Here is a 25,965-nt window from a genome sequence, read left to right on the forward strand (position 1 = left end):
TGGTTTTGGCGTAAATAAGTGAGTTGGGAGTAGTAGAGCATGTTTCGTTGGATGGCAGTAATCGTCGTTGCTTTGGTCATAGGTTTTTTTGTATACGTGAAGTTAAATAACCAAATGCCCGATGATTTGGGTATGACGGCTGGACTGTTTAAATCGTGCCCAACTTCTCCAAATTGTGTCTCCAGTCAGGCTGAAAAAACAGATAAAGTCCACTACACTGATCCCATACCGTACACAGGGAATCGCAAAGATGTTCAATTAGCTATTGAGTCGTACTTTTTGAAAAAAGGTAATGCCGACATTGTTACGAGTCGTCTTGGGTATGTGCACCTTGAGGTAAAAAGTGCTTTGATTGGCTATATTGATGATGTTGAGTTTTACTTACCTGAGTCTAAAAAAGTAATTGAAGTGCGTTCCGCTTCTCGGGTTGGCTATTCCGATATGGGGGTCAATCGTAAACGCATTCAGCAACTCAGGGCATTTCTTGCTAAACAATAATATCAGTAACAACAAAGAATCAAGTATAAGGATGGGGACGGCAAATGAGTGTGGATGATAATCAAACAATTTTAATTGTAGAAGATGACGAAAGATTGGCCTCTTTAACCAAAGAGTATTTGGAAAAGAACGGTTTTTCTGTTGATATTGAAGCAGATGGACGTGCAGCAATTTCACGTATTGTTGATGAGCAGCCCTCGTTGGTGGTATTGGACTTGATGCTGCCAGGGGCTGATGGTTTTACAGTATGTCGCAGTGTACGTAATGACTATAAAGGGCCTATTTTAATGTTGACGGCTCGCAGTGACGATGTCGATCAAATTTTAGGACTGGAAATCGGCGCAGATGATTATGTGTCTAAGCCTGCTAAACCTCGTGTTTTATTGGCGCGAATTCAATCTCTGTTACGTCGCAGTACACAAGATGTGGACTTGGCGTCAGAAGGGTCTGATAAAAAAGAACAGACGCTAACCTTTGGACCGCTTGTGGTGGACAATTCTCGCCGTGAAGCGTGGTTATCGGGTGAAGAAGTTGAATTGACCAGTGCAGAATTTGATTTGTTGTGGTTGTTAGCAAGCAGTGCTGGGCGGATTTTAAGTCGAGAAGAGATCTTCGGAGAGTTGCGAGGTATAGAATACGATGGACAAGACCGCTCTGTGGATGTACGTATTTCTCGTATTCGCTCTAAAATTGGTGATGACCCCATCCATCCTCGTAGAATCAAAACGATTCGCAGTAAAGGCTATCTTTTTGTAAAAGAGGTCTAAGCGTTTCATGCGCGAGGAGATTAAGCGCTTATATCAGCACCTGTTCATTGGGTGTTTGATTATATTAGTCTGCTGCTATGTGGCAGTAGACTTTACTAAGTCTCGCTTTGACAATGCTCGTATAGAGCAACTATTGTGTCTCGATGCTGAGTTAAGTATGGCGTTGTTGGCCACTGGTGTGAAGACATCCCTCCCTGAATCTAAATTTGATTGGCAGAAACCGAAGAAAGTTTTATCTGCATCGGAGGTGGTGTCACTTATCCCTCAGAGGCATTGGGTGCATTTGCCGAATGGGGATTATAAAGTCTCTTTTGGTGCTAAGGATTCCCCCGAGATAACAGGCATTGCTACTGGTAAGAAAGGCAGTGTGTATCAATTTGAGAGCCTTTTAAAAGACCTTTTGTCTTCTTCTCTTCCTCATAAAGAGAAAATTGCACTGATCAAAAGCATGTCTTGTATTTCTATTACTTCTTACCCCAGTTCTAAATACGTTGATTTGTCCGGTATTACTGGTATTTCGCTGGTCCATGGTATTCATAATGAATATGGCTTTTTATGGCGCGGCTCTAATTCTAATCACCTTCACTATCTTTCATTATTGCCTGAGAAGATGGTGTCTTTATCTGTGGCGATAGTGGCGATAGTGGCGGTTGGTATTGCTGTCATGATAGGACTTATTTGGCGTGAGCTTGTGTTACTTGATTTAAAACGTAAGACCTTTGAAAACATCACCCGTCAGATTGCACGTGGTCAAATTGGTTTGCCAAAAGGGATTCCGGATAGCAGTGGCACCTTAAAAGAGTTAGCCTATTCTTTTGACTCAATGTCATCTCACATTCAACGGCTGTTAAAGGTTCAGAGAGAAATGATTAATGCTATCTCCCATGAACTCAGGACGCCGATCGCGCGTCTGCGTTTTGGTCTTGAGGTCGTAAAAGATGAAGTGGATGGTTCGGCCGTTAATACCATTACGGCATTAGAAGAGGATGTTGAGGAACTGAATACTTTAGTGGATGAAGTATTAACCTATGGGAAATTAGAGGAAGGTTCTTTGGCACTTAACTTTTCTTCAACCGGTATTCGAGAGTTGGTTGAAGGTATTATTCGTCATAATGACCCTTTGTTACAGCATTTGACGGTTAAGGTTAGTATTGACAGTGATGATGAAGTTATTGCGGATGCCCATCATTTACACAGAGCGCTACAGAACTTAATCCTTAATGCAGCGAAATACGCAACAAGCCAAATCTGTATTGTTTTCTCTTCTGATAATGACCGCTGGCAAATAGACATAGAAGATGATGGTCCCGGCATTCCATTAGAAGACAGAGATAAGGTTTTTATTCCATTTCAGCGCTTAGATAATAGCCGCACGCGTGCATCTGGAGGGTATGGATTGGGCTTGGCTATTGTGCAGCGTATTGCTTTTTGGCACGGCGGTGCGGTGTTGGTAGACGAAAGTCAGTGTGGTGGAGCAAAATTCAGTTTGATTTGGTCGAAAAGTCAGCATCAGAAATCCCTTTCATAATACTGTAATCCTTGTTATCCCTAGGTTTGCATTGGGTATGCTAAAGCTCGGGTGAGAGAATGCCTTTTAGGTTTTTGAAGCAGGTTTTGCTGGCCGTTGTAATTAAATCTTCCATATAGGCATTCTGACGTTGGTCTCTTCTAATGGCCAAATACAACTTACACCAGACACCTTCTTCACCAAGTGATTTAGTGATGACATATTGGCGATTAGTGTATTCTGTTAGTGCCCAGTTTGGTAAACAGCAAACGCCTCTGCCACTAGCAACCAATTGCATCATCATTAATGTTAATTCACTGTGGCGAATTTTTGCTGGGGAAATGCCAGCTGGATTTAAAAAGTGCTTAAAAATATCCAAACGATCAGACTCAACGGGATAGGTGATTAAAGTTTCTTTGATAAAGTCTTCCGGTGTTAGAAACTCTTTTTTCGCTAAAGGATGATGGCGTGATAAGGCAACTTGGGACTCGTATTGAAAGAGAGGGATGTAATCTATATTTGGCAGCTCTTGTGGGTCTGATGTGACAACAAGGTCAAGATCACCGCGAGCCAGTGCTGGTAAAGGCATAAAACTGAAGGCAGTGGATAAATCGAGCTCCACATCTGGCCAATGCTCACGAAAGTGATCAATGGTGGGCATGAGCCATTCATAGCAGCTGTGGCATTCGATAGCGATATGTAAACGGCCACTTTCTCCTTCAGCAAAACGTTGTATATCTCGTTGAGCAGAGCGAAAAGCCAATAAAACATCATCCGCAAGTTGCAATAAACGCAGCCCTGCGCTAGTGAAGCGGACTGGTTTGGTTTTGCGAATAAAAAGCGCGCAGCCCAGTTTTTCTTCTAGGTCTTTTAGTTGATGAGAGAGAGCGGATTGGGTCAAATGGACGCGCTCTGCTGCTTCGACTAAACTGCCCGTTTCTCGTAGCGCGGTCAGTGTTTTTAAGTGCCTAACTTCGATAATGCTCATAATAATTCACTGTAAGTGAGAGTTATTCAGTATTTATAATAGAAAAAACCCGTGAAAAAGCCTTATCACGGGTTTAATTTATTGTCTTATTGGCACAACAAAAATTCAAGTAGTGCCTTTTGTGCGTGTAGGCGATTTTCAGCTTCGTCCCAGACCACAGAATCGGGGTCATCCATTATATCTGCGCTGACTTCTTCTCCACGATGGGCCGGTAAGCAGTGCATAAACAAAGCATCGTTATGAGCTTGTGCCATTAAGGTTTTATTTACTTGGAAACCTTCAAAGTCCTTCAAACGCTTCTCCTGTTCATCTTCTTGGCCCATTGACGCAAAGACATCAGTCACAATTAAGTCGGCATCTTTTGCTGCATCTATGGCGCTGTGAACGACGGTGACCCGCTCTTTATTTTCTTCAACTAGTGTAGGGTTCGGCTCATAACCTTTAGGGCAAGCAATAACTAAAGTAAAGTTTAATAATGCTGCAGCATTAATGTATGAGTTGCACATGTTGTTGCCATCGCCAACCCAAACCACTTTTTTCCCTTCGATAGAGCCACGGTGTTCTTGATAAGTTTGCATGTCAGCCAGTAGTTGACAGGGATGATAATCATCGGTCAGTGCGTTGATGACGGGAACCGAAGAATATTGTGCAAAAGTTTCTACGATGCTGTGTTCAAACGTGCGAATCATGACGGCGTCGACCATGCTAGAAATGACACGAGCGCTGTCTTCGATGGGTTCACCACGGCCCAGTTGGGTGTCTCGTGAGGATAAAAAGAGCGCGTGTCCGCCAAATTGCGCCATGCCAGATTCAAAGGATACTCTGGTTCGGGTAGAAGATTTTTCAAAAATCATGGCTAACACACGACTTTTTAGCGGTTCGTATAGTGTGCCTTCGAGATGAATTTTCTTAAGCTCTGTGGCTCGAGATAGCAACTGTTTTAACTCCTCAGAAGATAAATCTTTGAGAGTAAGAAAATGTCTTGGCGACACGTGAAACTCCTTAGTATTGATTTTTAAAAGGGGGAATCGGCCAATTTAATATACTCAGGTAGGTGAGTAAAGGATAATTGACACAGAAAACAACAAAGGAAAGGTTGGGGATGGGGTTGTAAACAGTCACATAGACCCAATAAACTGGAGCAAGTTATTTGATTCTTACAATGAATCGCGTGTATTTGTTGTGAGCTAGCAGAATTCAGTGAGGACACTATTATGAGTACGACAATCGACACCATTAAAGAGCAAATTGAAAATAACGATGTTCTGCTGTACATGAAGGGCAATCCTCGTGCCCCACAGTGTGGATTTTCTTCTCAGGCTGTTCAAGCCTTAATGTCGTGTGGTGAACGTTTTGCATTTGTGAATATTTTGGAAAATCCAGATATTCGCGCTGAGCTGCCTAAGTATGCTAATTGGCCGACTTTCCCGCAATTATGGGTCAAAGGTGAGCTTGTGGGAGGATGCGATATTATCGTAGAAATGGCCTCCACGGGTGAGTTGCAGACTTTGATTAAAGAGGCGGTAGGCGACGAGCAAGAGTAAGTGATAATCAGCCTGCTATTAGACGGGCTGATTTTATAATGTTAAATGACGGTATATAAGGGGATTCTATACTATGTCTATTTTGGTTGGTAAAAAGGCACCTGACTTTACTGCACCGGCAGTATTGGCTGATGGTCAAATCGTGGACTCTTTCAACCTAGCCGAGGCTATCAAGGGAAAGTACGCTATCGTGTTTTTCTATCCGTTGGATTTCACTTTTGTTTGTCCATCTGAAATCATTGCTATGTCTCATCGTATGGAGAAATTTCGTGAGATGGGTGTAGAAGTGGTAGGTGTGTCTATCGACTCTCACTTCACTCATAACGCTTGGCGTAATACGCCAGTAGAAGATGGTGGTATCGGCCCTGTTGAGTATACGCTTGCAGGTGATATGAGCCATGCGATTGCTCAAGCCTATGGTATTGAATCAGATGGTGGTGATTCCTACTACCCCGCCGGCGTGGCAATGCGAGCGTCTTTTGTTATCGATCAAAAAGGTGTTGTGCGCTCTCAGATTGTAAATGATGAGCCTATTGGCCGTAATATGGATGAGTTAGTTCGTATCGTGGATGCACTGCAATTCTTTGAAGAGAATGGTCAGGTTTGTCCTGCTGGATGGAACAAAGGGGATAAAGGTATGGTGAACACACCTGAAGGTGTAGCTTCTTACCTATCTGAAAGCAGCAAAAATCTCTAATGATAAAGCCATAATGGCTTCTATATTACTGTTTTAGATTCTTATATTGAGTCGGTTTGGTTGAATATAAGAAAATAAACTACGCCTGCTCATTTCCATGAGCAGGCGTTTTTGATTTGAAACGTCGTTTATTGCTCATAAAGTTCTAGTGGTAGGTTGTCTGGGTCAGCAAAAAAGGTGAAACGCTTGCCTGTTAGTTCGTCTGTGCGGATGTTTTCGACAGGAATATTGTGTGTTTGCAGATGGGTAACGCATTGATCTAAATTTGTGACAGCAAAAGCCAAATGTCTTAACCCTTGCGCTTCTGGCCGTGAAGGACGTTCTGGTGGAGAGGGAAAGGAAAAAAGCTCAATTTGCTCGTGTTCACTGACTTTTAAATCTAATTTGTATGATTGTCGTTCTGCTCGATAGGTTTCTTTGATGATAGGGAGGCCAAGTATTTGATTATAGAAGTGTTTTGAGACCATATAATTTGAGCAAATAATGGCAACATGGTGAATATGGGATATCTGAAACATGCTAATGCCTGTGTACTACAATGGATGCTGTATTGCTAACATCGTTTAGCGTTTTTGTGAGAGTGTCTTGTTGCCTTGGCTCTTGAGTTCTTCTGCTAATTCGATGACTTGCCGCCTAAACCAAATGTGGCTGGCATCGAGGTGCAATAAAGGGCTCCAGATCATCTTCAATTCAATTGGTGCAATGGGAAAAGGTGGTTCCATAATGGCAAGATCTGGGTTGTTAAGCTGAATGAGGGCCACTTTTCTTGGTAAGGTGGCAATAAGATCTTGTTCAAGGGCAAGATGCATAGCTGTGTGGTAGCTGCGAGTGAAGACGCGAATACTGCGCTTTCTGTTTTGTTGCTGTAAGGCTTCATCCACCCAGCCTAATTTTTGAACGTCGGTTGGATCCATACCTACCCCTACACCAAACCCTGTCTTACTGACCCAAATATGCTGTGATTGAAGGTAGCTTTCTAGGTTAAAGTCTTCAATAACCGGATTGTGTGCGCTCATCATGCAGACGAAGTCGTCCATCCAGATACTTTTTTCGTGAAAGGATTGTGGCAACTCTTCAAAGCGGTTAATTGCCATATCAATTTTTCCTGCTTCAACATCATGAAATGTCACGTCGCTTGGGGTCATAATATCCAAGGTAATACCTGGAGCTTTTTCTCGAAGGCGATTCAATAAGCGGGGAATGACAGTCGATGCGGCGTAGTCGCTGGCCATAATTCGGAAAACACGAGTACTGGTGGATTCGTTGAAATCGGCTTCTGGTTGTAATGCTTCCTCCAATTCAAGCAGTACTTTACGAACAATCGGTTGTAAGCGTAACGCTTTTTCCGTCGGTTTCATGCCTTCACTAGTTCGGACCAGTAATGGATCACCTAGTAAATCTCTGAGGCGCTTTAAGCCATTGCTCATGGCAGGTTGCGTAATATTTAACTTACTAGCTGAGCGTGTTACGTTGCACTCTCTGAGTAAGACATCGAGGTAAATGAGCAGATTTAGGTCTATTTTATTTATATTCATCGCTTTGATAGTTATCGCTGTTTACATCTATTTAGTGAATCAATTGTATTGGCTTACTCATAAAGTACAAGAAATTAGATGAGATAGTGTGAATTAATCTGCTGGGGAATTGTTGCTTAAGTCAATGGCTGGCATAATTGGGCTCCTTGAACGGAATGCCGTCTAACAACTTTCTAGCCTTTCCTTTAATTGTTTGTATCTACCATGGGGTAAAAATGAAAGCATCCTGCTTATGTGGTTCTGTTGAGTTTACAATTAATTCCCCCTTTATCAGTGCCAACATTTGCCATTGTTCGCAATGCCGAAAAACTCATGGCGGAGTTGGAGCCGCATATGGCTCATGTTTAAAAGAAGATATTGACTGGGGGAATAGCAAAAAGCGAATTCGTCGTTATGAATCATCCGAGCGTGGGCGTCGAGGTTTTTGTAAGGACTGTGGTAGTCCTATTTATTACTACCACAAAGATTTTCCAAACCACATGGAAATTTCTCTAGGAGTATTAGATGAAGAGCCGAATATTACACCTGAATATCATCTATTTGTGAAAAATAAGCCAGAATGGTATGACATTCATGATGATTTACCAAAATACGATGAATTAAAGTAGTATCAACATAGATAGCTTGGCTAGTTTAGATAGGAGCGCTAAACCGACGTCATCTCGTAACATTGATCCACAAAACCCTGGGCATTTTTGGTTAGTGTTGTATTTTTCGGAATGACAATAAGTAAATTACGATTCAGCTCAAGCGGCGTGTTATATAGCCGAATTAGGCCGGAGTTGAGTTCTTGAGAGATAGCCATACGTGAAAGACAGCCTAACCCCATTTTATGGATGACGGCTTGCTTGACGGCTTCCATATGAGCGAGAGATAAGACAACATTGAGCTGAGTGGTTGATTTACCTATGGCTTGTTCAAGAATGTTACGTGTACCTGAGCCGACTTCTCGCATCACCCAGTCTGCTTGTTGAAGGTCTTCCCAAGATAACTCTTCTTGTCTATCTTCCTGTGAGGAGCCAAAAACAACCAATTCATCTCGTCGCCAAATTTGCGTCGTCAATTCTGCATGTTGGCAATATCCTTCAATAAAGCCGACTTCTGCTTTACCTGTGAGCAATTGTTGAATCACGTGTTGAGTGTTGCCAATGTCTAAATTGAAGCGAATATTAGGGTACTTTCTTCTAAATGAGGCCATCTGCTCTGGTAATAAGTAATTGCCAACACTCACACTAGAAGCGAGATGAAGTGAGCCGCTTAGCTCATCATCACTGCCCATACTTTCGATTTGTTCAATTTGGCTTAAAACCGAACGCGCTTGAGGCAGTAGTAATCTTGCTTGAGGTGTGATTTGCAGTCTTTTGCCATGACGGCGAAAAAGAGGGCGTCCTAGTAGTGCCTCTAATTCTCGTAACGCTTGGCTAGCTGCAGGTTGGCTAATAGAGACCATTTCTGCTGCGGCCGTGACAGAGCCTGTGTGAACCACCGCCTCAAATATCTGTAATTGTCTAAGTGTTATTCTCATGAGCCTATTGTAACGGCAATGACTTTTATTTGAGTAGTAGTTTTTGTCGATACGGTTGTTTATTTTTCTGGCAAAGTATATCGGCCATTAGCTACTAGCATCGTTACTGTGCTTTATTCGAATACTCAGAACTTTTTATGAATATCCGTGTTATGGATTCAATAGCCGCTGACAGTCTTCAGCTTTTCGATGTTTATTCAAATTGTCTACGGTGGTTATAGCGATATGATCGAGTGCCTCTTGAGTAAAAAAGCCTTGATGACCTGTCACGACAACGTTTGGAAAGGTGAGCATTAACTGAAAAACGCTATCTTGTATGATGTGACTCGACATATCTTCAAAAAATATTCTGTTTTCTTGCTCGTAAACATCCATGCCTAAGTAGCCAATTTTTCCGGAGTATAAAGCATCTATGGCTTCTTGGGCGTTAACCAGCGCTCCTCGGCTCGTGTTGATGATCATGACGCCGTCTTTCATTTTATTGAGGCTTTTCCCGTTGATTAAATGATGGGTAGAGGCGTTCAGTGGACAATGTAGGCTGATTATATCGCTTTTCTTATAAAGTGTTTCTAAATCTGTATATTGGCAACCTAAATCGATTAACGCTTCATTCGGGGAAACGTCGTAACATAACACATTACAACCAAACCCTTTCATAATGCGGCAAAAGGCTTGTCCAATGCGTCCTGTGCCTATGCAGCCTACTGTTTTGTTTTGTAAGTTAAAGCCTAATAGCCCCTCTAGCGCAAAATTACCTGCTTTGACTCTTTGATAGGCTATGTGGGTTTTGCGAGTTAGAGTCATGATTAAAGCTAGAGCATGCTCAGCAACAGAAGTCGGACTGTAGTCCGGTACATGGTAAACCTTAATGCCAGCGGCTTTTGCTGCAGATAAATCGACATTATTGAATCCTGCACAGCGTAGTGCGATAGCAGTGATACCTTGTTTGGCTAAGTAGCGGATGACGTTGTTGTTTACGTCATCATTGACAAAACAACAAATGGCGTCAAAACCACTTGCCAGTGTCATTGTTTCTTGGCTAAGCCGACTTTCAAAAAAACTGAACTCAAGTTCTTTTGATGTCTGAGAAAAATGTTCAAGTGTACGTCTGTCATAAGGTTTGCAAGAAAAAATGGCAACTTTCATTATACTCGTCCAGTTAAATCATCATATTAAGTGAAAACGTCAAGCTTAACGTATAGATATGTATGTATTTTCTTCATTAAGCCTAGAGATAAAATATATTTTTTGCGAGTTTCGTTTTGCTAGTCCATTGATTTATCTCAAAATAATTATTAAGTCTCCTTATTTGGAAAAAATTGTTGAAAACATGATTGACCTGATCGCTGTTACAGGTCTACAATCAAATTCGTTTAAAAGAGTTGGCAATATTTATGTCCAGAGTTGCGAATATTACGTCATGTATGTTCGATCCTGTTAAGTCATAAGTAATACCGAGTTTTTTTAGCACAATAGAGCTAACACAGTCGTTAGCGGATAAATTAACTTACCTACAGGATAAAAAGACATGTCTGACGTAGTAACTGGTACAGTAAAGTTCTTCAACGAAACTAAAGGTTTCGGTTTCATCACTCAGGATTCAGGTCCAGATGTATTTGTTCACTTCTCTGCGATCAACACTTCTGGCTTCAAAACTTTGGCTGAAGGCCAAAAAGTTGAATTCCAAGTAGCTCAAGGCAAAAAAGGCCCTGAAGCACAAAACGTTACTCCTTTATAAGGAAGCGTTGCTGAGGTTTTCTCAGTAAAAAAGTCAAAAAAGCGACCTTGTGTCGCTTTTTTTGTTTTTGTACTTAATGAAATCAATGCCTTCTCTATGAGAAGGCATTGATGTATATGTCTGTATCAAATGATGGCATATTCATATGTTATCGTATGGTTACATTGAGTGTTAAAGAGGATAAATATGGCTAAGTCACTGCAAGAGCAGCTATTAGGCGCTGGTCTGGTCGATAAGAAGAAAGCAAATAAGTTAAAAGCAGAGAAGTTACAACATAAGCAAAAAGTAAAAAAAGGTAAGGTGGTTGATCAAGGTGATGCTCAGCGTCAAGCCGAACTCAAGAGGCAGCGTGAGGAAAAGGCGGCGAAAGATAAAGCGCTAAATTTAGAGCGTCAGCAAGAGCTTGAACAAAAGGCCATTCAGGGGCAGATTCGTCAAATGATTTTGCAAAATCGCATCAATAAGCAAGATGGTGAAATTGCTTATCATTTTACGGATCAAAAAAAAGTAAAGAAACTCTATATCAGTCAAGGTATGCATGATGACCTAACGAAAGGGCGTTTGGCCATCGTTGCTCTTGATGGGGGTTATGAATTTATTCCTGAACCTGTGGCCGTAAAGATTGGTGAACGTGATGCTGACTGTGTTTTAGTTTGTAACAATCGGATTGAGACTGTCGAGGATGAAGAAGATCCTTATGCAGATTTTCAGATTCCAGACGACCTCATGTGGTAAAGCTGAGGGTATGGCGGTGGAGTGAAGAGTCAGTCCCCGCCTTGTTTTTGTTTGAATTTTATATATCGTTGATTTGTTAGGCTTTTCTTCATATTTTCTCTTTTTGTTCTTCATATTTTCTCTTTTCATCCTTCTTTTTTGGCTCATTGATGAGCTTAATTTTCTCTTCTATTGACTCCTTCCTTAGTTATTTCTTTATTGATAAAAACTATGATATTTAAATGCTTGATTTGTATTGTTTTTATTTAATACCTGATTATTATGACTTTTTTGTGAATAAAAAGCGCAAATAAAAAAATCAAAATAAGGATAAATTGTGCAAATTGGTCAATCATTGTTGCCTATTTTCTAATAATGTTTAGATTGTTTGACTGTTGCTTGCACATATCAAGCGCTCATAATAATGAACGCAATAACATCATCTATAAGGGAAAATGAGAATGAAAAAATCACTTGTCGCTCTTGCAGTTTCTAGCGCTGCTTTTGCTTCTATCTCGGCTTACGCTGCAGAAGATACGACTGTAGGTTTCTTTGGTAACATCCAGTACGCATACGTTACCAAAGACCCTAAGGTTGGTAACAACACGAATGCTTTCGAAGATAATGGTTCGTCTTTTGGCTTTAAAGGTGAGTCCAAAGTTAGCGATATGACGACTGCGTATTTCTACGTGAAATACAAAGTGCCTGCGACTCGTAATGCAACTACTGGTACATCTGCAGGCGACATTAAATTCAAAATGGATAAAGCCTTTGTTGGTTTGAAAGGTGATTTTGGTAACGTGAAGGTGGGTTCTTTTGACAGCATCTATAACGACGCTATCCAAGATCCAATCGACCAACTTGAATATATTAGTATGACGAACAACAAAACGTCTGCTAAAGGTAAGACGGTTGCTTACTTCTCTCCAACTATCTCTGGCTTCCAAGTTCAGGTATCTGCTGGCCTAGGTGAAGATGATGGTACTGGCGTAAAATCTATCCAATCTAACAGTAATACTACCTACACAGGTGTTGTTAAATACTCTAACGACCTTGTAACGGTTGCTTTAGGTTACGATAGCCTAACAAACCAAAATAAAGCTACCGTAGGTGCTGCTAACGCTCTTGGTGATACAGTGGGTATAACAGCAACAGTTATGCCGATTGAAAATTTATCTGTTTCTGGTAAGTATGAGAAAACAAGTGATGCAGATTCGTCTAATGCAGGTAAAAAAGCTTTTGGTCTAGCAACTCGTTATGGCTATGGCATGGGCGATATGTATGCTTCTTACGAGAACGTTAAGCCAGATGCTGCTGGTTCAGATGACTTTAACGAATACGCATTTGGTGTCACTTATAGCATCAACTCTTCTATGTATGTTTACACTGAGCTAGGTCGTCTTACCTCTAATAAGGTAAAAACAACTGCAATGGGTGTGACTTACAGCTTCTAATTAAGAAGAGGTTGTTTAGCCTAGAGAGCACTCTTTAGGCTTTGATCTTGTTTACTCTAAGGCTTCTTTTAGGAGCCTTATGTTAAACAAGATGTTGTGAAAGAATTATTCTTATAGATGAATAATGAGTAGTATTATGCGTTGGGTCTTCTAAGGTCTGGCGCTTTTTTTTGGCTGGATTTATTGCTATTTAATTCAGTGTTGTTCAGTCTGAAGAGGCTACACTTGCTTTAAGAGAAGTAGCCTACTTTCTCTCCCCAGTAAGATCTTGCATAGCCTAATGCTTGGTACTCACCTTTGACGGCCTCTAGTGTGTTTTTCGCGATTCTTCCCCCGTTTAGATTAATAAAGTGCTGCCTTGTGCAATTCGTTGTTTTAGGTCTGCCATCAAGCCAACTAAGCAACGCTTCTCGAAAGTTATAGCAAAGCCTGTCTCTTAATTCATTATAAAAGCCAGTGTCATCTGGTAACGCATTTCTATCAGTATTCTCTGTGATTCGCGCCATTAAATACTGTAATTCGCTTTCCGAGGGGAGAGCTTCTTCAAGTTTTGTTGGGTAATGACTTTGCTCTATTTCGAATAAAGTTTTGACGCAAGGTGTGACGTTTTTTTTATGGTTGCGGTTTGCATTATAAGTCGTGGTGTTTTTGGCTTGATTCATCTTCTTTAGCTCTTTTTGCGATGGATGATTGTACTTAGCAAGGGTTGTGCCATTTTTTATATTGTCAGTGTTGTTCTAACTTATTGTCTTTTCTTGGGTATTCTTTGGCTGGGGAAATGCCTTATTGCAATACCGTCAAAATGTCAGGATATAGGCATAGGTTTGCCGCTTTTTCTTGATTGTTATTTGAGCAAGACGGTAAACTGAATGTTTACTGACACTTGGTGATGTGATGCTTAACATGGATTTCTCTCGATTAGTCTATGTCGATACAAATGCGGCTGAGTGGGTGAGCAGCCCACTTCCTGGGGTGGATAGAAAGCCTTTGGCGAGAGAAGAGGCAGAAAGAGGTCATGCGACAAGTCTAGTTCGTTATTCTGCTGGGTCTATTTTTCGTGCTCATCCCCATCCATTAGGTGAAGAGATATTGGTTTTAGACGGTGTCTTTTCTGATGAATCAGGGGATTACCACAAAGGAAGTTATTTTCGTAACCCTCCAGGTTCAAGCCATGCTCCCTATAGCAAGCAAGGTTGCTTGTTGTTAGTAAAGCTCCATCAATTTTCCCCGTTTGATCTCAATAGTGTGTCTATTGATGTCTCTGCTATTTGGAGTAGCGATGGTAAGTCCACTAGCGTGCGGCTATATGAATATGGCCCGGAGCGTGTTTATATGATTCGGGAAGATGATAACTCAAGGCTTTTAGCGTCTATTGGTCTTGCCGCTTCTGTTGAATTATTTGTTTTAGAAGGACAGGCTGAATATGATGGTTTGTGCTTAAAGCCTGGAGGGTGGCTGAGGCTGCCTGATTTTGACTTGAGCAAGTGGTTTGTTCAATCATCCTGTTTTTTTTGGCTGAAAACGGGACATTTTTAATGTCTGCTTTGTAGAAAATTATTCTTTGAGTAAGAGTCTCTAATGAACTATATAATAGAAAAATCACCGAGAGTATCTTTGCCTATTAAGGGGAGTGATCAGCGCTACCCTGTTGCTCGTATTTATTGTGTTGGTCGAAACTATGCAGAGCACTCGAGAGAGATGGGGGACGATCCAGATCGTGATCCGCCCTTTTTCTTTTGTAAGGATGCCTCCTGTGTGGTCCCTGTTTTCTTTGATGAGGAAAATTCCATTATTTATCCGTCGATGACCTCTCAACTTGAATATGAAGTCGAGTTAGTGGTTGCTTTGGGGAAAGGCGGCTCTAATCTGACGATGGAGCAAGCAAGAGATGCTGTTTTAGGCTATGCAGTTGGACTAGATATGACTAGGCGGGATCTGCAATCTCTGGCAAAAAAGAAGGGGCGGCCTTGGGAAATTGGCAAATCTTTTTCTCAGTCTGCCCCCATTAGTCCAATTTTTCTAAAACAGGATCTACCTGATGGTGTTGTTTCTCACAGTCAAATTGCTCTAAAAGTGAATGGAGAAGTAAAGCAATTAAGTCATATTGCGAATCTTACTTGGTCTGTCGAAGAAGTAATTTGTAAGTTGTCAGAAGCTTTTGAATTGCGTCCGGGTGATTTAATTATGACGGGCACGCCTGAGAATGTAGGCTCGGTAATTGCCGGAGATGTGATGGAAGCAAGTGTAGAAGGTTTAGGTAATGTTTCTATAAAGGTGCAGGCTCCTTTTTGACAGTTCATGGTGTTGAATAAGTCGTCACTATAGAATGCACCTTGATTGTGTCGGTTTAATTCACAACTTTTTGGTAATACGGTTTTTATGGTGGTAAATCGATGATTTTAATAGTTATTTATTAAAATCATCGAAGCGATTTTTTAGATTGATTGCTTTATTGTGACCTTTTTGTTGCAGTAGGTGGATGACGGTTTCAGCTGTACATAACCCCATATTTTTTTGATTACGTCTTTTGGTGTATTCAGAGACTTTGCCTTGGATTTCATAATGAGGAAATGATTTTAAGTAAGGGGATTGATTATACATTTTTCGTGCCTGCTGCCAGGTTCCATCTAGAATAATAACATTGTCGATGTCTTTTAGGCTTGTAGACTCTTGGGTGCTCTCTTCTTGAGGATAAAGTAATATGGTGTTGCTGATATCGAGGTTTAAGATCTCCTTATTTGGAAGAACACGTGACCATTCGACGATATTACATTCATCAGCTAATGCTTCTTTCACTAGTTTGCCTGTTCCTGTTTTCTTTTTCGTTTCTTCACTGTGGGTTAATAGCCAAATTTTCACTGGAATTGATCCTTTTTTGAATTCTTAAATGGTAGTTATTTGTCCATTAAGTCAGTTATATTATAAAATTATAAAACATATTATTCTCGTTTTTCTTTATTAAATGGTTACGTTTTTTAACAAACTATTCAATCATATATCTTCCATTTTATCTTGAACCCCTTATTATCGAAGGACTGATGTGTGATACATACCATTATTAAATGGGTTCAGTAGCTAAAAATTGCTAAAACCGTTTTAGGTTTTGATTGTAAAAGTAAACTGCTTTTTAGAGCAGTAGAAGTTAGAAATGGGGTTGTTATGTCAGGTCAATTAGTTTCCGGTATTGTTAAGTGGTTTAATGATGAAAAAGGTTTTGGCTTCATCGAACGTGAAGGTGGCCCAGATGTTTTTGTTCATTTTCGTGCTATTAATGGCACTGGCCGTCGTACATTGCTGGAAGGTCAAAAGGTGTCTTTTGAAGTAACACAAGGTCAAAAAGGTCCTCAGGCAGAAAACGTTTCTGTTATTTAAGTTTTAATCCAGTTCCTGAAAAGCCATGCTATCCTGCGTGGTTTTTTTATTTCCGCATTTTGTGTATTGTCATGCCAATTGAAGCGCTCCTTTCTCTATCATTGAGGCAATAGGGGAGCGTTTTATTGATTTCCGCTGCTTTAATTTAGTTTTGGGTGTGATCGTGAGGTTTTGGCTTGGCTGCTGTTTTATATTCTTTTCGTCGTTGTCCCTACGCTATTCGCGCTCGTTATGTATTAGCTTTAGTTGGTTTGAGAGTGGTAGTGCGTGAGGTTGTGCTCAAATCCAAACCTGAGGCGTTGCTTCGCTTAGGTGGCCGTTCTAGTGTACCGCAATTAATTGACTGCGATGGTCAGCGTTATCCAGAGAGTTTGGATATTATTTTTTGGGCGTTAAAACATAGTTCAAACGACAAGTTGAAGGAGGCACTTTGGTGTCCCAAGTCAGTAAGGCAGAACAAGATTATGGCATGGATTCATTATAATGATCGCTTTTTTAAGCATTGGTTGGATCGGTATAAGTATGCCGATCGATATCCAGAGCAAACGGAGGTTTACTATCGACAGCAAGGTGAACGATTCTTGCGACGTTTAGAAAAGCGTCTGGCTCACTCTCGGTATTTACTGGCAGATGGGATGTCATTGGCCGATGTCTGTTTGTTTCCTTTTGTACGCCAGTTTGCCGCTGTGAATGGGCAATGGTTTGAGTCATCAGAATACTTTTCTGTAAAGTCTTGGCTTTCCAGCTTTGTTGGAAGTGACTTATTTCAAAGAGTCATGACGAAATGGTCAGCATGGGAGGAAGGTCAAGAGCCCGTTTATTTCCCACCAGAGAAAGTAGAGGGCTAGAGTGACCGATTGTTATGCATAAAAAAAAGAGCCTATGACTCTGGCTCTTTTTATCGCTTGTTGATTGAGTTAGTTTTTGCTGATTAAGCCAAAACTGATCCAATACCAGAAGCCTGGATCGGCATCGCTTGGTAGTGGTATTGGAATAAAATGACCCTTCTTGTCGACATAGGAAGAATGAGGGTAACTTTTTTTCAGAACCTCTAGGTTGGTTTTGGCTAATAGAGGCAGGTGTAAATCATTGTAAGACTGAATTGTGATAGCAAGCGCATTTTCTACTGACGTTGAGCTTGGATAATGGTCGATTACTACTTGTCCACGACGCAGAGCGGATAGAGGAGCTTGGCGCTTAAGGTAATAGCGAGCAACATCGACTTCATGGCGAGCAATGGTGTTGCGTAAAAAGATCATACGGGCTTTTGCGTCTGGTGCGTATTTGCTTTTCGGGTAGCGGGAAAGAAAGTCAGAAAATTCTTTAAACGCTTTTTGCAAATCACTTGTATCACGCTTGCTTGGGTCACTATCTAGATAGCGCTCTAGCAGCGTCTGAGAACCTGTGTAAGTTGATAAAGCGCGCATATAGTAGGCGTAGTCAAGGGCTTCATAATCTGGGTGGTCTTTAATGAAGCGCTCGGCAGTAGCATGGGCGGATACATAATCCCCCGCATTATATTGCGCATAAATAAGGTCAAGCTCCGCGCGAGTGCTGTACTCACCAAAAGGATAGCGGTTATCTAGATCTTGTAAGTACTTTACGGCTGTGGATGGTAGATCGTCGGCCAGTGCTTTTTGAGCTTTTTCATAATAAACATGCTCGGGAAGGTCTGGTGTTTGAACCTGAGTGCTAGAGCAGGCGGCGATCAGCAAAGAAAAACTTGCGATTCCTGTGAATCGAAGCAACGAGTGATGAAATCCCATGTATAATCAAAACCTTGATATTGTGGTAAATTAGCCCCAATCGGCATGTTGTTGCGTTTTATAACGAAAACAGTAATAGGCAAGATGCTAACGTTTTTTTCACTTTCAGTCACTATGATTAAATCATAAGGCTGAAAACAACCGATAAAAGTACATTGTATGGCAGAGCGTATAGTAAGAGAAGCCCAAGTCCCTTTTGAGTTGGGTGGAAATCGATTCGATCAGATAGCAGCCGAGCTGTTTAGCGACTACTCCCGATCTAGAATCAAAACTTGGATTAATGATGGGCTACTATTGGTGGATGGTAAAGTCACCAAGCCAAAGGAAAAATTGTTTGGTGGTGAGCGAATGGTTCTAGACGTCGAGCTAGAAGATCAGGCCGAGCATGAAGCACAGGCGATGCCGTTAGATATCGTCTATGAAGACGATGATATTATTGTCATTAATAAGCCGGCAGGGTTGGTTGTACATCCTGCTGTGGGTAATCGCGATGGAACCTTGATGAATGCGATTTTGTATCATGCTCCCGAAACAGCTCATGTTCCTCGTGCTGGTATTGTCCATCGTTTAGATAAAGAAACGACGGGCTTGATGGTGGTGGCAAAAACATTGGCAGCGCAAACGGATTTAGTTGCACAGTTGCAAGAGCGCAGTATGGGGCGTGAATACGAGGCGATTACCATTGGAGAAATGACTGGCGGTGGTATTGTCGATGAGCCCATCGGACGTCACCCTCATAATCGCCAAAAGCAAGCGGTTGAACCAGTTAATGGTAAAGATGCGGTGACTCATTATCGTCTTGTGCAGCGTTTTAAAAACCATACACATATTCGTTTGAAATTGGAAACGGGTAGAACGCATCAAATTCGTGTGCACATGGCATTTATACAATATCCGCTAGTGGGTGATCCACAATATGGTGGTCGTTTAAAAATGCCTAAAGCTTGCTCGCCTGAGTTACAAGAAGCATTGCGTTGTTTTCGCCGGCAAGCGTTACATGCTAAAAGGTTGGAACTAGCCCATCCGATAACAGGGGAGTGGATGGCTTGGGAAGTTGACCTTCCTGAGGATATACAGCATTTACTGGAGGCACTAAAAAAAGACATGATCGAGTCTGGTAGCGAAGACTCTGATTATTTGTGATAGATCGAAATAGACTAAGCAGCTTCGGCTGCTTTTTTATTGTCTCAGTGAGATGGTTTAATAGGTCAAAGTGACGAAGGTGAGCGTATTGGAGGGGTTGTGTGAGTAATGTAGATCGTGGGTTAGACGTATCAAATGGATCGTTTCTTTTACCTTCTTGGCCAGCACCGAAACAGGTCAAAGCCTTTGTCTCTACGCGTATTGGTGGTGTCAGTGGGATGCCTTTTGATTCGTTAAATTTAGGGGCTCATGTGGGGGATGACATTGAGCGTGTCAATGAAAATCGTCGCTTATTTGCCTTGTCGATAGGGATGCCAGATTCGATTCAATGGCTTAATCAAGTTCATGGTGTGACGGTTGCACATCTACCGTCTGATAGTGATATTGAAAGTGCGGATGCTGCGTTTACTCAGCAAAAGAATCAGGTGTGTGCCATATTAACGGCAGATTGTTTGCCCGTTTTCTTTTGTGATGAGGTGGGGCAAAGAGTAGCAGTGGCTCATGCTGGTTGGCGGAGTTTGTGCTCGGGTGTGTTAGAAGAAACGCTGGCTTGTTTCGATGATCCTGAGAAGGTCATGGTGTGGTTAGGTCCCGCAATTGGGCCTAATGCTTTTGAGGTGGGTGGAGAGGTTCGTGAGGCTTTTGTCGCTGTGCAATCGCAAGCAGAACAAGCCTTTATAGCTAAAGAAAACGGTAAATGGCTGGGGGACTTGTATTTGATTGCCAGACAACGTCTTGCTGCTAAAGGTGTTGTGCAAGTCTACGGAGGGGATCATTGTACCCACACCGAATCGTCACTTTTTTATTCTTATCGGCGTGATGGGCAAACAGGGCGCATGGCATCTGTTATTTGGTTTGAAGCTTAATAAGGTGGATTTTATTGATGGGTGTCAAAAAAATGACACTCCCTCATTGAAAAGCGAATAAGTGTACTTATTAAGGTTGTAACAATCGTATTTTTTCTATTTACAATGAGGACGTTCCTATGCGAATCGACCGTTTAACAAGCAAACTACAATTAGCTCTTTCTGATGCGCAATCCATCGCGCTTGGCCAAGACCACTCCTATATTGAATCTATTCACTTGATGATGGCGTTGTTGGATCAACAGGGCGGCAGTACTCGTCCCATTCTCCAGCAAGCTGGTGTTCAGGTGGCCAAATTTCGTGAAAGTCTAAACGAGTTGCTTACTCGTCTGCCTACCGTCAATGATCATGATGGTAACGTACAAATGTCACCAGAATTGGGTCGTCTACTAAATCTCGCAGATAAAGAAGCGCAAAAGCGTAAAGACCAGTACATTTCATCGGAATTAGTTTTGATGGCCATGTTTGATGGTAAAGATGATCTTGCTAAAGCGTTGAAAGCGACGGGGGTAACCAAAGCAGATATTGCTTCTGTAATCGATCATGTTCGTGGTGGGGATTCGGTGGATGATCCCAATGCAGAAGAGAATCGCCAAGCGCTGGATAAGTACACTGTGGATTTAACCGCTCGTGCGGCGGAAGGAAAATTAGATCCAGTGATTGGGCGTGATGATGAAATTCGTCGTACTATTCAGGTCTTACAGCGTCGTCGTAAAAATAACCCCGTATTAATTGGTGAACCAGGTGTGGGTAAGACGGCTATTGTCGAGGGGTTGGCCCAGCGAATTATCAATGCTGAGGTGCCAGAAGGCTTAAAAAATAAGCGTGTATTATCGCTGGATATGGGGTCTTTGATTGCTGGAGCCAAATACCGAGGCGAATTTGAAGAGCGTCTAAAAGCTGTGTTGAGTGAGCTTTCAAAGCAGGAAGGTCAAATCATTCTCTTTATCGATGAAATTCATACCATGGTGGGTGCCGGTAAGTCCGAAGGCTCCATGGATGCGGGCAATATGTTAAAACCCGCTTTAGCACGCGGTGAGCTTCACTGTGTGGGAGCGACCACATTGGATGAGTACCGCCAATATATTGAAAAAGACGCAGCATTAGAGCGTCGTTTTCAAAAAGTCTTAGTGGAAGAGCCAAGTGTCTTGGACTCTATTGCCATCTTACGTGGCTTAAAAGAGCGTTACGAAGTGCACCACGGTGTGGACATTACTGATTCTGCCATTATCGCAGCAGCCAAGCTGTCTCAGCGTTATATTACTGATCGTCAGTTGCCAGATAAGGCGATTGATTTGATTGATGAAGCGGCAAGTCGTATTCGTATGGAGATGGATTCTAAGCCAGAGAATATGGATCGCTTAGAGCGTCGCTTGATTCAATTGAAGATTGAGCAAGAGGCTTTGAAGAAAGAAAAAGACAAAGCCTCAAAACTGCGTCTAGAAGAGCTTGAGTCTGAAATTGATGTATTGCAAAAGCAATATTCAGATTTAGAAGAAATCTGGAATGCGGAAAAAGCAGCGGTTCAAGGCGCGCAGAAACTCAAAGAAGACTTGGAAGCTGTTAAGCAAGAGATGGAGGAGGCGCGTCGTAATGGTAACTTGGCGAAAATGTCTGAGTTGCAATATGGCGTGATTCCTATGCTGGAAGCGGAAATCGACAAAGCCAGTAAGGCAGAAGAGCAACAGTCAGAAACTAAATTGCTTAGAAATCGAGTCACAGAAGAAGAGATTGCAACAGTGGTCTCTCGCTGGACAGGTATTCCAGTCGATAAGATGCTGGAGGGGGAGCGTGATAAGTTGCTTCGTATGGAAGATGCGCTGCATGAATCGGTTATCGGTCAAGACGAGGCAGTTCATGCTGTGTCTAATGCTGTAAGACGCTCTCGGTCAGGTTTGGCAGACCCTAACCGCCCCAATGGCTCCTTTCTCTTCCTAGGGCCTACTGGTGTTGGTAAAACCGAGCTGTGTAAGTCGTTGGCTAAGTTCCTGTTTGATACAGAGCAGGCCATGGTGCGTATTGATATGTCAGAGTTTATGGAGAAGCATTCCGTCGCTCGATTAATTGGTGCACCCCCAGGTTATGTTGGTTATGAAGAGGGTGGCTATTTAACGGAAGCGGTTCGTCGTCGTCCCTATTCTGTCTTGTTGTTAGATGAGATTGAGAAGGCGCATTCGGATGTTTTTAATATTTTGTTGCAGGTCTTAGATGACGGTCGTTTGACTGATGGACAGGGAAGAACGGTTGATTTTAGAAATACTGTTGTGGTGATGACCTCCAACCTAGGGTCGGATGTGATTCAGGAATACCGTACAGATGACCAATATGAAGAGATTAAATCCAAAGTAATGGATGTGGTGGGAATGCATTTTCGTCCGGAGTTTATTAACCGTATTGATGAGACGGTGGTCTTCCATCCGCTAATGCAGTCGCAAATTAAGGGGATTGCGAAGATTCAGTTGTTACATCTTAACGATCGATTGGCTGAAATGGACATGACGCTCACGCTTTCAGAGGCGGCTTCAGATCGTTTGGCGGAAGTAGGGTATGATCCAATTTATGGAGCAAGACCGTTAAAACGGGCGATTCAACAGTGGATCGAGAATCCGCTAGCCAATGAGCTGTTATCAGGAAATTTTGTCTCAGGTGATAATATTGTAGCGGACGTGTCAGGTGAGCAGATAGTATTTTCTAAAAAAGCTCAACTCTAATAATAGAGGAGCCTAGAGCTGACCATAAAAAGCCCTGTTACCTTTCGGTAGCAGGGCTTTTTTACTGTTTGTGTCAATTTTAGAAATGGACGAAAGCGCCAATGAAGGCGCCTTTGAAATCCGCTTTCACATCACGATTATCAATGTCGTTCAAATCCATAGAGATAGCACGGTACCCGCCTTCTAGACCAACAAAGAAGGGGGTTTCATACTTCACTTTTAATGTGGTGTCGGTAATGCTTGTGCCACCATAACCACCTGCTTTTACTTCCCCGCCAACAGATAGGCTGGTACCTGGTAGCGTCACAAAGGCAGAGACATAGCCTAATGGTTGAGTATCGGATAGATCATGTTTATTGCCGCTAATAGTGGCAGAGCCATCGATTTTTCGTAATGAGACGCCAGCATCGAAGTCTAACCAGAATAGACCGTCCAAGAAACGATAATAAAGGGTGTAGTCAGTGTTGGATAAGTCCAGCTTAGCAGAGCTTGAGCCAATGCTACCATCTGCTTTTAAATTAACGTGTTGCAAGCGAATGTTTGGGATCAATGGAATGGGATGATCCAAGGCGATACCAAAATAAGCGCCTGTCTTGCCATCAAGATCCATTGGACTGCTTACATCGCCGTGTGTGGCGTATTTAGCATCGCTAACATCTGGTGAGAAGGCTCCAGCTTCGGCAGTAACGCCAAGAAAATCAGCATTGGCGGCGCCAGCAAATAAAAGAGTAGAAAGAAGAAGCGCTTTTTTCATAATTGTGCATCCATAGATCATAAAAGACAGTTTGACGTCATTATAGATCTTTAGAATACAAAATCCAGTCGAATGAGGAGCAAATTAGGTAAGAGGTAAAAAAATATGACGACACTCTGTGTCTTTATGGGGGGCGAAAAATTATATTGGCTGGGGTAGCTGGATTCGAACCAACGCATGACGGGATCAAAACCCGTTGCCTTACCGCTTGGCTATACCCCATCAATTTTATTGGTGGCTATGACTAGATTCGAACTAGTGACCCCATCATTATGAGTGATGTGCTCTAACCAACTGAGCTACATAGCCTAAAGAAAGTGGCTGGGGTAGCAGGATTCGAACCTACGCATGACGGGATCAAAACCCGTTGCCTTACCGCTTGGCTATACCCCAATTACTTGGTTGTTGGTGGCTATGACTAGATTCGAACTAGTGACCCCATCATTATGAGTGATGTGCTCTAACCAACTGAGCTACATAGCCGTTCGTCTGTATGGCTGGGGTAGCAGGATTCGAACCTACGCATGACGGGATCAAAACCCGTTGCCTTACCGCTTGGCTATACCCCAACAGACTGACACAGAAACAAAATTTCTAAAAAGATACTCTGTCTCTGTGGCGCGATATTATTCATATAACCCGTTAATGGGTCAAGTGTTTTGTTGAAAAGTTTTTAAAAAATCATACGTTAAAGCGAAAGTGCATCACATCACCGTCTTTGACGATGTATTCTTTTCCTTCTAGGCGCCATTTGCCTGCTTCCTTCGCACCGTTCTCACCTTTGTATTGAATGAAATCGTTATAACCAACGACTTCTGCACGGATAAAACCTTTCTCAAAGTCCGTGTGGATCACGCCAGCGGCTTGTGGCGCTGTTGCGCCTTGTTTTACGGTCCAAGCTCGTACTTCTTTTACACCTGCTGTAAAGTAGGTCTGAAGGCCTAGAAGTTCATAGCCTGCGCGGATCACTCGATCCAGCCCTGGCTCTTCCATTCCCATTTCGTCCAGAAACTCTTGCATCTCTTCGGTGTCTAGTTCTGAGATCTCTGCTTCAAGCTGGTTGCAGATAGGGACGACCATGGCGCCTTCTGCTTCGGCGATGTCACGGACTTGATCTAGATAAGGATTATTCTCAAATCCGTCCTCAGAGACGTTAGCAATGTACATGGTGGGCTTTGTTGTCAAAAGGTGAAGTAGTTTTACCTCTTTCTTTTGATCATCGGTCAGTTGCATAGAACGTACAGGCTGACCATTCTCCAAGTGTTCTTTAATACTTTCCAAGAAAGCTTTGTGAGCAATGGCTTCTTTGTTGCCGCTTTTGGCATTTTTCGCGGTGCGTAAAAGTTGCTTGTCGATGGATTCAATATCGGCAAAAATCAACTCAAGATTGATGACTTCAATGTCTAGTTTTGGATTTACATGGTTAGAAACGTGAATAACGTTCTCATCTTCAAAGCAACGAACGACATGGGCAATGGCATCGGTTTCACGAATGTTGGCAAGGAATTTATTCCCCAACCCTTCACCTTTAGAGGCGCCTTCTACGAGACCTGCAATGTCTACGAACTCCATTGTGGTGGCTAGTACGCGTTCAGGCTTTACGATCTCTGCTAAAGCATCTAATCGTGGGTCAGGCATCGCGACCACACCCGCGTTTGGTTCAATGGTACAAAATGGAAAATTTTCTGCGCCAATGCCTGCTTTGGTTAGTGCATTAAAAAGAGTCGATTTACCAACGTTGGGTAACCCAACGATGCCGCAATTAAAACCCATAGTGAGATTCCTGAATAATTAAGTGATTATGCTTTAAAACTGTGTAGCTGATTCATGACAGTATTTAGATTGCCACCGACAATATCATCAATATAACGCAAAGATTCATCAATCGTTTGCTCTATTTTACGGTATTCGTCTTGGGAGGCTTTTTTTAGAACGTAATTCGCGACTTGGCTGGCGTGACCTGGATGGCCGATACCAATTCGAAGGCGGCCAAATTCCCGATTATTAGACAGCCTTGCAATGATATCTTTTAAGCCATTATGACCGCCATGACCACCGCCTTTTTTGAGTTTGGCTGTACCGGGAGGAATGTCGAGTTCGTCATGAATGACGAGTATTTGTTCTGGAGGAATTTTATAAAACTGGCAAACTGCTTGAACCGCTTTGCCGCTTAAATTCATATAGGTGGTGGGAATCAGTAGGTAACATTCTTCACCAGCTATAGAAACTTTGCCAAATTGGCCAAAAAACTTCTTTTCAGTTCGTAAAGAGCATTGGCTCTGACGAGCCAATGCTTCAATCCATTGAGCGCCTGCATTGTGACGAGTGTTCTCGTATTCGCTACCTGGATTACCCAGACCAACTAATAATTTGAAACCTGTCACAG

28 protein-coding genes and 5 tRNA genes are annotated in these 25,965 nt (G+C 42.2%); 16 read left to right on the plus strand and 17 right to left on the minus strand.

All coding sequences use genetic code 11. The features are described 5' to 3' along the window. Positions 1–39: 39 nt before the first annotated feature. The 3 genes from MSP8886_RS12810 to MSP8886_RS12820 are packed head-to-tail and all read left to right on the plus strand — an operon-like array spanning position 40 to position 2,793. Positions 40–498: a DUF1499 domain-containing protein gene (locus tag MSP8886_RS12810; RefSeq protein WP_067017012.1), complete on the plus strand. Its 459-nt coding sequence runs from the start codon at positions 40–42 to the stop codon at positions 496–498. 44 nt (positions 499–542) lie between these two features. Next, positions 543–1,265, plus strand: a complete 723-nt coding sequence (locus tag MSP8886_RS12815) for a response regulator (protein WP_067017014.1) — start codon at positions 543–545, stop codon at positions 1,263–1,265. A gap of 7 nt (positions 1,266–1,272) precedes the next feature. Further along, positions 1,273–2,793 (plus strand): ATP-binding protein, encoded by a 1,521-nt coding sequence (locus MSP8886_RS12820; RefSeq protein ID WP_067017016.1) that lies wholly within the window; start codon positions 1,273–1,275, stop codon positions 2,791–2,793. Between the two features lie 40 nt (positions 2,794–2,833). On the opposite strand, the gene MSP8886_RS12825 is transcribed toward MSP8886_RS12820, so the two are convergent. After that, positions 2,834–3,760, minus strand: coding sequence for a LysR family transcriptional regulator (locus MSP8886_RS12825; protein WP_281197847.1), 927 nt, complete (start codon positions 3,758–3,760; stop codon positions 2,834–2,836). Positions 3,761–3,846: 86 nt separating this feature from the next. Then, complete coding sequence (gene argF, locus MSP8886_RS12830) at positions 3,847–4,752, minus strand: ornithine carbamoyltransferase (RefSeq protein WP_067017018.1); 906 nt, start codon at positions 4,750–4,752, stop codon at positions 3,847–3,849. 222 nt (positions 4,753–4,974) lie between these two features. On the opposite strand from argF, the gene grxD reads away from it, so the two are divergent. Further along, on the plus strand, positions 4,975–5,304 hold the full coding sequence (gene grxD, locus MSP8886_RS12835; protein ID WP_067017020.1) for a Grx4 family monothiol glutaredoxin: 330 nt from the start codon (positions 4,975–4,977) through the stop codon (positions 5,302–5,304). A 73-nt stretch (positions 5,305–5,377) separates the two neighbouring features. Then, positions 5,378–6,001, plus strand: coding sequence for a peroxiredoxin (locus MSP8886_RS12840; protein WP_067017023.1), 624 nt, complete (start codon positions 5,378–5,380; stop codon positions 5,999–6,001). A gap of 128 nt (positions 6,002–6,129) precedes the next feature. Here MSP8886_RS12840 and gloA2 read toward each other — a convergent pair whose 3' ends face one another. Together gloA2 and MSP8886_RS12850 are read right to left on the minus strand one after the other, a co-directional pair. After that, positions 6,130–6,519 (minus strand): SMU1112c/YaeR family gloxylase I-like metalloprotein, encoded by a 390-nt coding sequence (gene gloA2 / locus MSP8886_RS12845; protein WP_067017025.1) that lies wholly within the window; start codon positions 6,517–6,519, stop codon positions 6,130–6,132. Between the two features lie 45 nt (positions 6,520–6,564). Then, positions 6,565–7,536 carry a LysR family transcriptional regulator gene (locus MSP8886_RS12850; protein WP_067017027.1) on the minus strand — a complete coding sequence of 324 codons (972 nt, stop codon included), beginning with the start codon at positions 7,534–7,536 and terminating at the stop codon, positions 6,565–6,567. Positions 7,537–7,751: 215 nt separating this feature from the next. Between MSP8886_RS12850 and MSP8886_RS12855 the strand changes: the two genes are divergently transcribed. Further along, positions 7,752–8,144, plus strand: coding sequence for a GFA family protein (locus MSP8886_RS12855; RefSeq protein ID WP_067017029.1), 393 nt, complete (start codon positions 7,752–7,754; stop codon positions 8,142–8,144). A gap of 38 nt (positions 8,145–8,182) precedes the next feature. Here MSP8886_RS12855 and MSP8886_RS12860 read toward each other — a convergent pair whose 3' ends face one another. Continuing rightward, positions 8,183–9,061, minus strand: a complete 879-nt coding sequence (locus MSP8886_RS12860) for a LysR substrate-binding domain-containing protein (protein ID WP_067017031.1) — start codon at positions 9,059–9,061, stop codon at positions 8,183–8,185. Between the two features lie 150 nt (positions 9,062–9,211). After that, positions 9,212–10,207, minus strand: coding sequence for a 2-hydroxyacid dehydrogenase (locus MSP8886_RS12865; RefSeq protein WP_067017033.1), 996 nt, complete (start codon positions 10,205–10,207; stop codon positions 9,212–9,214). Between the two features lie 382 nt (positions 10,208–10,589). Between MSP8886_RS12865 and MSP8886_RS12870 the strand changes: the two genes are divergently transcribed. From MSP8886_RS12870 to MSP8886_RS12880, 3 genes are all read left to right on the plus strand, one after another. After that, positions 10,590–10,799, plus strand: a complete 210-nt coding sequence (locus MSP8886_RS12870) for a cold-shock protein (protein ID WP_024024079.1) — start codon at positions 10,590–10,592, stop codon at positions 10,797–10,799. A gap of 186 nt (positions 10,800–10,985) precedes the next feature. Further along, positions 10,986–11,534 carry a DUF2058 domain-containing protein gene (locus tag MSP8886_RS12875; protein ID WP_067017035.1) on the plus strand — a complete coding sequence of 183 codons (549 nt, stop codon included), beginning with the start codon at positions 10,986–10,988 and terminating at the stop codon, positions 11,532–11,534. Between the two features lie 440 nt (positions 11,535–11,974). Next, positions 11,975–12,967 (plus strand): porin, encoded by a 993-nt coding sequence (locus MSP8886_RS12880; protein ID WP_067017037.1) that lies wholly within the window; start codon positions 11,975–11,977, stop codon positions 12,965–12,967. A gap of 230 nt (positions 12,968–13,197) precedes the next feature. Here the strand turns inward: MSP8886_RS12880 and MSP8886_RS12885 are convergent, their stop codons facing one another. After that, on the minus strand, positions 13,198–13,629 hold the full coding sequence (locus tag MSP8886_RS12885; RefSeq protein ID WP_067017039.1) for a hypothetical protein: 432 nt from the start codon (positions 13,627–13,629) through the stop codon (positions 13,198–13,200). 232 nt (positions 13,630–13,861) lie between these two features. Between MSP8886_RS12885 and MSP8886_RS12890 the strand changes: the two genes are divergently transcribed. Then, on the plus strand, positions 13,862–14,503 hold the full coding sequence (locus MSP8886_RS12890) for a cupin domain-containing protein (RefSeq protein WP_067017041.1): 642 nt from the start codon (positions 13,862–13,864) through the stop codon (positions 14,501–14,503). 42 nt (positions 14,504–14,545) lie between these two features. Then, the gene (locus MSP8886_RS12895; RefSeq protein WP_067017043.1) at positions 14,546–15,259 is read left to right on the plus strand and encodes a fumarylacetoacetate hydrolase family protein; all 714 of its coding nucleotides are present in this window, start codon (positions 14,546–14,548) and stop codon (positions 15,257–15,259) included. 114 nt (positions 15,260–15,373) lie between these two features. On the opposite strand, the gene MSP8886_RS12900 is transcribed toward MSP8886_RS12895, so the two are convergent. Next, on the minus strand, positions 15,374–15,826 hold the full coding sequence (locus tag MSP8886_RS12900) for a tRNA-uridine aminocarboxypropyltransferase (RefSeq protein WP_067017045.1): 453 nt from the start codon (positions 15,824–15,826) through the stop codon (positions 15,374–15,376). 300 nt (positions 15,827–16,126) lie between these two features. Between MSP8886_RS12900 and MSP8886_RS12905 the strand changes: the two genes are divergently transcribed. Further along, on the plus strand, positions 16,127–16,339 hold the full coding sequence (locus tag MSP8886_RS12905; protein WP_067017047.1) for a cold-shock protein: 213 nt from the start codon (positions 16,127–16,129) through the stop codon (positions 16,337–16,339). 176 nt (positions 16,340–16,515) lie between these two features. After that, a complete protein-coding gene (locus tag MSP8886_RS12910; protein WP_067017049.1) occupies positions 16,516–17,187 on the plus strand; it encodes a glutathione S-transferase in 672 nt (223 codons plus the stop codon). Positions 17,188–17,256: 69 nt separating this feature from the next. On the opposite strand, the gene MSP8886_RS12915 is transcribed toward MSP8886_RS12910, so the two are convergent. Continuing rightward, a complete protein-coding gene (locus MSP8886_RS12915; protein ID WP_067017051.1) occupies positions 17,257–18,105 on the minus strand; it encodes an outer membrane protein assembly factor BamD in 849 nt (282 codons plus the stop codon). 159 nt (positions 18,106–18,264) lie between these two features. Between MSP8886_RS12915 and rluD the strand changes: the two genes are divergently transcribed. The 3 genes from rluD to clpB all read left to right on the plus strand — a co-directional run bounded on the left by rluD (position 18,265) and on the right by clpB (position 22,825). Beyond that, positions 18,265–19,248, plus strand: coding sequence for a 23S rRNA pseudouridine(1911/1915/1917) synthase RluD (gene rluD / locus MSP8886_RS12920; RefSeq protein ID WP_067017053.1), 984 nt, complete (start codon positions 18,265–18,267; stop codon positions 19,246–19,248). Between the two features lie 101 nt (positions 19,249–19,349). Continuing rightward, the gene (pgeF, locus tag MSP8886_RS12925; protein WP_067017055.1) at positions 19,350–20,114 is read left to right on the plus strand and encodes a peptidoglycan editing factor PgeF; all 765 of its coding nucleotides are present in this window, start codon (positions 19,350–19,352) and stop codon (positions 20,112–20,114) included. A 119-nt stretch (positions 20,115–20,233) separates the two neighbouring features. Then, positions 20,234–22,825, plus strand: coding sequence for an ATP-dependent chaperone ClpB (gene clpB, locus MSP8886_RS12930; RefSeq protein ID WP_067017058.1), 2,592 nt, complete (start codon positions 20,234–20,236; stop codon positions 22,823–22,825). Between the two features lie 79 nt (positions 22,826–22,904). Here the strand turns inward: clpB and MSP8886_RS12935 are convergent, their stop codons facing one another. The 8 genes from MSP8886_RS12935 to pth all read right to left on the minus strand — a co-directional run bounded on the left by MSP8886_RS12935 (position 22,905) and on the right by pth (position 25,963). Beyond that, on the minus strand, positions 22,905–23,579 hold the full coding sequence (locus MSP8886_RS12935; RefSeq protein WP_067017060.1) for a TIGR04219 family outer membrane beta-barrel protein: 675 nt from the start codon (positions 23,577–23,579) through the stop codon (positions 22,905–22,907). Between the two features lie 147 nt (positions 23,580–23,726). Then, positions 23,727–23,801, minus strand: a tRNA-Gln gene (locus MSP8886_RS12940). Between the two features lie 10 nt (positions 23,802–23,811). Beyond that, positions 23,812–23,888, minus strand: a tRNA-Met gene (locus MSP8886_RS12945). A gap of 9 nt (positions 23,889–23,897) precedes the next feature. After that, positions 23,898–23,972: transfer RNA gene (locus MSP8886_RS12950), tRNA-Gln, on the minus strand. Positions 23,973–23,985: 13 nt separating this feature from the next. Further along, positions 23,986–24,062, minus strand: a tRNA-Met gene (locus tag MSP8886_RS12955). A gap of 11 nt (positions 24,063–24,073) precedes the next feature. Then, positions 24,074–24,148 (minus strand) — tRNA-Gln (locus tag MSP8886_RS12960). A 112-nt stretch (positions 24,149–24,260) separates the two neighbouring features. Further along, positions 24,261–25,352: a redox-regulated ATPase YchF gene (ychF, locus tag MSP8886_RS12965; RefSeq protein ID WP_067017062.1), complete on the minus strand. Its 1,092-nt coding sequence runs from the start codon at positions 25,350–25,352 to the stop codon at positions 24,261–24,263. A gap of 26 nt (positions 25,353–25,378) precedes the next feature. Then, entirely contained in the window at positions 25,379–25,963 is a 585-nt protein-coding gene (gene pth, locus MSP8886_RS12970) for an aminoacyl-tRNA hydrolase (RefSeq protein WP_067017064.1), read from the minus strand. Between the last annotated feature and the right edge of the window lie 2 nt (positions 25,964–25,965).

This window comes from Marinomonas spartinae, from assembly GCF_900089775.1.
GTDB lineage: Bacteria > Pseudomonadota > Gammaproteobacteria > Pseudomonadales > Marinomonadaceae > Marinomonas > Marinomonas spartinae.